A 7,343-nucleotide genomic window follows, 5' to 3' on the forward strand; every position below is an offset into this window, starting at 1 on the left:
CAACCCGCCGCAAGTACGGCACACTAGAACCACACGAAAGTGGCCCTGTTTTCAGTTGGCACAAATGGCCCCATTTTCAGTCGGCGTTCACACGCCGGATTCGAGACGCTAATGAGAGAACGGTGAGTCTCCTTGAGGAGCTCACGCGCTCGAAAGACCATTGGGGTGGGCCTCTCTGAAGGTCCCGTTTGTGGGCAGTGTGCCCTACGGTTTAACGACTTGATACGTTGAAATTGTTGTCGATGGTGCGATGGCGGTCAGTCTTTCGCGCGACGTGATGGGCTAACGGAAGGGAACAGGGACGTGGGCTGCTTGGGCCCAGTCAAATCGGATGCGGTGGCCGCCCGTTTCGTTCAGAACATAGGCCTCAAGCTTCATGACGCGATGATCGGCAATTGCTTGATCATTTCCCACGATATCGAAGCGATAGTAGTTGGCGTGCTCGGTCACGAGGACCGCTCCGAGGCCGGGGAAGATGACAAACATTTGATCCGTGAACAACAAAGTGTGTTCGTAGTGCCGGCGAAGATTTTGACCAAGTACCGGGAAACTGCAAAGTGATTCGATGGGGCGCACGAGGGCTGTCATAGTGATCATGACTTCATCCTCCGCCCCCAAGGTAAGCACTAGGTTAACTGTCGGTGGGCGTCTGCTGGGAATGTAGACGGGCACTATCGAGTCGTTGAATGTTGACCAGGGTCGGCATTGTGAGGACACTCGGAGTGTAGCCACCTACATAGATGATGCGGCGGTCCTTGACCTGCTTGTTCTCGTTCAATACCCGATACATCGTTGAAATTGAGCACAAGTACGTCCCGGCATCGAGCAGCTACGCGTAGATCTGGATCGGCGGCAAATCCACGAACGACTCCGAATTCACGACGTTCAGAATCTGCCGACAGTCGCTGTCGCCGATCTTGTTCGCCGAAATCGGAGCCGACCCGGTCACCGGAATGCGTGGTTTTCGGGTCGCGGTCGCTCGCGGGATCCCGACCAGGTCGGCCGCGACGCGAGTCGAGATTCCTCGGCTGGCCAGTTCGCGGTAGGCGGTCGTTACGGCAACGCACGCGGTGTTTCGTCCCGCGAGCTCTTCGAAAGACTTTCGAGTAGCCCGTGCATTTTTGACATGATCTCCAACGCCACCCCCGTCGTTTCCAAGCGCTGCTCGGTCTTGCTTAGCTGGCGGCGCAGCCGGGCGATTTCAGCTTGCTCCGGCGTTAACCGGCCAATCTTCTCCCCGGGTTCCTTCCCCGCAAGAACACCCGCATCACGAAGCTTTCACCACTCCGTGATCTGTGAGGAGTACAACCCCTCGGTGCGCAGATACGCGTCACCCTCGTTGTTCTTGATGGCCGCGTCATACGCGGCCAGGTACGCAAGCTTCTGCGCTGGGGTGAACGACCTTCGCGAGGTCGGACCACCAGCTCGGGGTCCGGGACTACTCATAGGACTATCGTCGCGCACTGCGCTCAAAGACGAACTGGACATGATGATGATTCCCGATTCTCGCCCTACGCCACACGGCGGACTTGCTCTGAGCTACTGGCCTCACCCAACCCTGACGGTAATGATGAGAAGAGTCTTGAGGCTGCGTGACCCTAACCCTGACTGACGCCCTCACAGCGGACACCAGACTCATCGACTGACAGGACGCGCCTCTTTCGGGGCAGGTGGTGTCTGAAAGCGCTGGCGCTTCTCGCGCCGAGCACCTGCCAGCGCGCACCGTGCAGCCTTATCAGCCCGCAGGCCGACTACGACCGTTCGGGCAACGCCGTCGGGGCGGTAGGAGACTCCAGGCGACGGCCAGCTCTCGAAGGATCATGGTGAGCCGGAGCGCGTGTGCATGGGCGCACAGAAGATTGATGTCAGATAGGCCAGGTCTCCTGCCGGTGGGCAGCGTCCCAGAACATCCACTCGTACTGGGTGGCTCGGTGGAACGCGGTGTGCATGCGCGCCACTGTGCCGGGGTCGGCCTGGTCGGCGAGGTGGTCCACGATGTCCCGGGCGGTGTCGGTGGCGGCGGTGAAGTCAGGATCGCCGTAGGTGGCGATCCAGTCCCCGTACGGGTGCGTGCTCAGGTCACCGATGGTGGCCTTCAGCCGGGTGCCGACGACGTCGTAGACCCAGAAGCAGGGCAGGATCCCAGCCGCGAGGACCGGGTAGTTTCCCAATGTCGCGAGGCTCAACAGGTAGGAGGTGTAGGCAACCGTGGTCGGTGAGGGCTCGGCGGCGTTGAGGTCGGTGACATGGGCGGCGTGCAGTTGCCGCTCGACCTCGACCACCTCCCGCGCGGCCTGCGCCCAGAACGCCATTTCCTCCGACGCATGGGCCTGAGCGGCGGCCGCAGCCAGGACCCGGCCGTAGTCGGCCAGGTAGAGCGCGTCCTGGGCGAGGTAGTGCCGGAACGTCTCTTCCGATAAGGTCGCGTCGGTCAGCTGGTGCAGCAACGGCAGCGCATCGATCGCCTCGCGGACCGTGGCCGTTCGGTGCCATGCCACGGCGCTGAAAACGCCGGTGTCGTCGTGGTCGCGAATCGTCCCGGGCATGGTGGTGTGTGGGCTGATCATCGTTCGCTGTCCTTCCAATCGTTCTCGTCTTTCCAGATGTCGTGGCAGTGGTGCACGGGGGCCGCCGGGTCCGTGGCCGATGTAAAGCGCGTCAGCGACCCGCAGGGTGCCGGTGAGCCAGGGCTCGGCCCGGCGGGTGGCCTTCAGCAGGGAACCGGTGCGCGGGGCCCGTACGGCGGCGACGTTGCTCAGGCACTCCACCAGCGGGGCGTGCCCGCGCATCGCGGCCAAGGCCTCGCCCACAGCGGCAGCGTCCAGAGGGACAACAGGGACGGAAAAAGGTGTCGACATCGGCGACGTTCCCTTCGCTAGTACGACCTAGATCAGGTTCAACGGGTGTGATCTCAGCCGTGCCAGCACAGCACCCCGCGTCACTCATCAACCTACCAGCTGCACCGTGCCCTCGGCTCCGCCCACCGCACAAAAGGTCGCGCCTCGGACGGTCCTGACGGGGCTGTTACCGGCGCCCGGCTCCGTTGTGGCGTTTTTTCGCCGCCGCAGGGTCCTCGCCATCGTGTCGTCTCACCAGGCAACTGTGAATGTCCGAAGTCGTCTGCACGGGTGACTTCCGCGTTCGACGTAATGTGCCCAGGAGTTTGATCTGCCGGCGTATCCGTACCCGTGTGGACGACTGGCATGTTGTTCCATAGTCCGGTGCACGACGAAGCCGTCGATGAGGACCGGGTTCCTGAGCGTGGTCTGTTGACGGTCCCCGATGAGGTGTGGGCGCTGGCGGTACAGCGGGCAGAAGCGCGCAGGTTCGGTCACGCGATCTCCGGTGAACGTTCAGTTCGATGACGGGCCACGATCGTCACCGGCCCGCGCCTCACGCGTAAGCGGTATCGAAGAAGGCGAGTTCGAGGTCGACGACGTACTCCCACACCGCGGCGAGGCGGTCCCGCTCGGCAGAATCCTGGGGGAAGACGCGATCCAGCTCGTCGACAAGGAACTGCACCCACTCCTGGAAGTCGCTGCCGCGGTGGAGGTCGATCCACTCGCGGTGGACGAAGCGCTCGGGCATCTGTGCCTCGCGCTCCCCCCAATCGAGGTAGAGCCATTCAGCGATAACGAGGATAACGAGCAGGTGAGGGTACGACTGTGATCGGGTCGCCTCGGTCATCGCCTGCCTGAACGCGATAGTGGTGGAAGTGAGTTCAGGTGCGATGCGTTCGGACTTGGGAACTTTGAGCTCGTCGAAGGACTGCTGGAAATAGCCCTCCTCGTCCGACGCGAGCATGCCAAGCTGGCGGGCGAAACGCAGTTTGGCGGGCACCTCGTCCGCGCAGGCGACACAGGCTCCGAGCATGGAGAGGAAGGTGTCGAAGAACTGGTGGTCCTGCACGAGGTAGCCGATGAGGACCTCGTCGTCAATCGTGCCGGCGGAGAGCTCCCTGACGAAGCGGTGGTCGACGGCAGCGTCCCACGCCTCAGCCACCGCGGCGCGGAGTTTCGCGATGTGGCCGTTCGGATCGACGGCGATGGCGGCGGTACCGGGTGCAAATCGGTGAGCGTCGGTCATGAGCATCTCCTCTGTAAGATTGTGCGCTGCCGCCCTTGGCAGGGCGCGTCGACAGGGAGGATGTCCGGCGGGTGCAATCGCATGCGCGAACGCATAGGTGGATGTTCACAAGCGAACGGTCACCACACGACTTCCTCCGCCGGTGCTAACCAGTTCAGGTTCAAGGGTCTGCTTGCGCACTCTCAGCGCCCCTTCACGGCGCTCCCCTGTCGTACAGGTCGAGTGTACACAGTGGTTGCTGATCGGGAGTGAGTCCACAGGCGAACAGGCGATTCGCCGCCGACGCGAACTTGTCAAGACAATGTCAACACCCCCTCGCTATCGTGGGTCGTCGCTTCACCAGACAACATCCTTTCGACCAGAAGAGCCCTTCCTCGAAGAGCTCAACCTGGCATCAATGTGTGACCTGAGGACCTCCGTTGCGAAGTGAAACGTTGAACATCTCCGCTAAGCACCGGAGGGCCTCCCTTTTTCAACCACTTAAGTCACTAACGTCATGGCCAGGTGCACCTACGTCGCGGTTCAGGATGTCAGGATCGGCTCGGTAGGCGTGCCGCACGCCCTGTTTTGACAACCGGACCACGATCGTGCGGTACCCATCACTGCGGACCTTCGCCGCCAGGTTGGTCCCGATCACCTCGGTCGTGTCCGCCCGCCGCAGAACCATCGCAGCGAGTAGCGGGCACGGCGGGGTCACACCAGTAGCTCTTAAATACCACACCCGACCGGGGGAAAGGGCTACCTCGTGTTGAGGATGTCGCGGTCGACAGCACCGTGCCGACCAACCTAGCCAGGATCAACGTGACGACCCCGGCCCGCGCATTCGTCCGCGACCATCGGTGTTCGCCACGATGATGCCGCTGATATCGACAACCATCTGACACCCCATCGTCACCCACCGCGACGCACCACCCCGGCGTCATCGGATTAGCAAGTATGTGCCGTGCCCTAATAGACCATCTTTTATGCTCGACTCTGTCGTCGCGGGGCTAAACGCCAACTCCGCGCCATATATTAAAGGCCTTGAGCTCCAACGCGCAGTCCATCGTTCCGTTGTCTCTGGGGAGAGAGCGAACACCGTCATTCTCTTGGAACATCCAGCTGTATACACGGCTGGTAAACACACCGAGCCGGAGGAACGTTCGACGGACGGTACGCCGGTCATTCATACTGACCGTGGTGGCAAGATCACCTGGCACGGGCCCGGCCAACTCGTTGGATATCCGATCCTGCGTCTCGCCGAGCCCGTCGATGTCGTCGGCCACGTGCGACGGTTGGAGGGCATTCTGATCGACGTGCTGGCCGGGTTCGGTATCGCAAGCGTCCGAGTCCCTGGCCGTTCCGGGGTCTGAGTCGGTTCAACCGGCCAGGAAGACAAAATCGCGGCCATCGGTATCCGGGTAGCGGAAGGAGTGACCATGCATGGATTCGCCCTCAACTGCAGTAACTCCCTTGAGCCGTACGATCACATCATCGCCTGCGGGATCAAGGATGCCGGGGTGACGACCATGTCGCGCATTCTCGTTCGCACGGTGCACACCACCGAACTGAGCGACCCCATCAAGGCACACTTCATGAGTGAAATGATGGTGGCCGCATGAGCGCTGTCCCAGCGGACCGGAAGCTGCTCCGCCTTGAAATCCGCAATGCCGAAACGCCTGTTGATCGAAAGCCGGCGTGGATCAAGACCGTCGCCAGGATGGGCCCCGAATACCACAAGCTACAAGACCTGGTGAAAAGCGAAAACCTGCACACTGTCTGCCAAGAGGCCGGCTGCCCCAACATTTTCGAGTGCTGGGAAGATCGGGAAGCAACCTTCCTGATCGGCGGTTCGCAATGCACCAGGCGCTGCGATTTCTGCCAGATCGACACGGGCAAACCCGCACAATACGACACAGATGAACCGAGGCGCGTCGCGGAATCCGTCGTGAAGATGAATCTGCGCTACTCCACGATCACGGGCGTTGCCCGAGATGACTTGCCAGACGAGGGAGCATGGCTGCACGCCGAGACGGTCAGGCAAATCCATCAACAGAGTCCCGGCACCGGCGTCGAGATTCTCGCCACCGATTTCTCCGGTAAACCCGACCTTCTCGGCGAGGTCTTCTCCTCCAGGCTCGAGGTCTTCGCGCACAATGTCGAAACCGTTCCGAGACTTTTCAAGCGCATCAGGCCAGCATTTCGCTATGAGCGGTCCTTGGATGTTCTGACCCAGGCGCGCGCCGCGGGGCTCATCACGAAGTCGCATCTCATTCTCGGTATGGGAGAAGAACGGTCGGAGATCACACAGGCCTTGCAGGACTTGCATGACGCAGGCACCGACATCATGACGATCACACAATACCTCCGGCCGACCGCGCGGCATCTGCCTGTCGATCGTTGGGTGAATCCGGAGGAGTTCATCGAGCTGAAAGCGGAAGCCGAGGAGATCGGATTTCTCGGGGTGCTGGCCGGCCCGCTCATCCGATCATCGTATCGGGCAGGCAGGCTCTGGGCACAGTCCATGCAGGCCAAGGGGCGAGAAGTCCCCGAACACCTCAGACCACTGGCGGATGCTTCGCTCGGCTTCACGCAGGTCATCTAGATTACTTGGGAGCCAGAAGTCGGGCGTTTGTACCGAGTGTTCGTTGACGTTTGGGCTAAAAGAGCGCAGGCTCATTACGGATCACAATTGGCTCCAACCCCTGATGCATAAGGCATCAGCGTCGTATAAGGCGACACTGCCCGGCCTCTTGAGGTCGGGCACTCAGCGTAACGAGAGTGTCCTGATTGAAAGGGTCGTGAGCCAGCCGAGTAGTGATCGGCACGGCGGGTGGACTGCACCCAGAAACAATTGGATCCATCACGCTAAGGCCGTGAGTGAACGGGTGCAGTCGACCATGCACCTCGGCGGTCAGAGGCTTGCTTCACTAGATTACTTAAAGCGGTTATGTAGGTCATGAGGATGATGCAGTTGCTGCGGTCCTGGCCGAGCTGGAGGATTTCGTGGTCGGGTGTTTGCGTCGCCGCCCAAGACCCCACCCGACCGGTAGCCCGACGTTGAGAACGTGACGAAACGACAGCACGCATCCGGTCCGGACGATGTCCGTTGTCCTGGGAGGGTTAGGCCCCAGCGTCACGAGTGGCATACCTTGGGGATGAGCGGAATGCCCTGGAGGCCGATTCGTTACCGACGGATGTCGGCGGGCGCCGCTATCGAGTAAGGGAGCTTACCGTGGCATACAACGTCGCACAGAAACTCATCGCATCACACCTGG

At 61.3% G+C, this 7,343-nt stretch carries 5 protein-coding genes, 1 pseudogene and 2 riboswitches; of the genes and pseudogenes, 2 read left to right on the forward strand and 4 right to left on the reverse strand.

Annotated features, from left to right (window positions below):
* Positions 1 to 282: 282 nt before the first annotated feature.
* The 4 genes from CXY72_RS00370 to CXY72_RS00385 all read right to left on the reverse strand — a co-directional run bounded on the left by CXY72_RS00370 (position 283) and on the right by CXY72_RS00385 (position 4,086).
* Positions 283 to 597, reverse strand: a complete 315-nt coding sequence (locus tag CXY72_RS00370) for a hypothetical protein (RefSeq protein WP_104125759.1) — start codon at positions 595 to 597, stop codon at positions 283 to 285.
* A 681-nt stretch (positions 598 to 1,278) separates the two neighbouring features.
* Entirely contained in the window at positions 1,279 to 1,446 is a 168-nt protein-coding gene (locus tag CXY72_RS19395) for a hypothetical protein (protein ID WP_158252401.1), read from the reverse strand.
* A gap of 419 nt (positions 1,447 to 1,865) precedes the next feature.
* A complete protein-coding gene (locus tag CXY72_RS00375) occupies positions 1,866 to 2,858 on the reverse strand; it encodes a TenA family protein (protein WP_233197567.1) in 993 nt (330 codons plus the stop codon).
* Positions 2,850 to 2,946: riboswitch (TPP riboswitch) on the reverse strand. It overlaps the preceding gene by 9 nt.
* Before the next feature lie 447 nt (positions 2,947 to 3,393).
* Complete coding sequence (locus CXY72_RS00385) at positions 3,394 to 4,086, reverse strand: TenA family protein (RefSeq protein ID WP_104125761.1); 693 nt, start codon at positions 4,084 to 4,086, stop codon at positions 3,394 to 3,396.
* Positions 4,087 to 4,200: 114 nt separating this feature from the next.
* A riboswitch (TPP riboswitch) is annotated at positions 4,201 to 4,304 on the reverse strand.
* A 747-nt stretch (positions 4,305 to 5,051) separates the two neighbouring features.
* Between CXY72_RS00385 and lipB the strand changes: the two are divergent.
* Positions 5,052 to 5,687 (forward strand): annotated as a pseudogene (gene lipB / locus CXY72_RS00390) (lipoyl(octanoyl) transferase LipB).
* Entirely contained in the window at positions 5,684 to 6,670 is a 987-nt protein-coding gene (lipA, locus tag CXY72_RS00395) for a lipoyl synthase (RefSeq protein WP_104125762.1), read from the forward strand. Before lipB ends, lipA begins: the two are co-directional and overlap by 4 nt.
* Positions 6,671 to 7,343 lie beyond the last annotated feature (673 nt).

Origin of the sequence: Cryobacterium sp. Y57 (genome assembly GCF_002929505.1) — a bacterium.
GTDB lineage: Bacteria > Actinomycetota > Actinomycetes > Actinomycetales > Microbacteriaceae > Cryobacterium.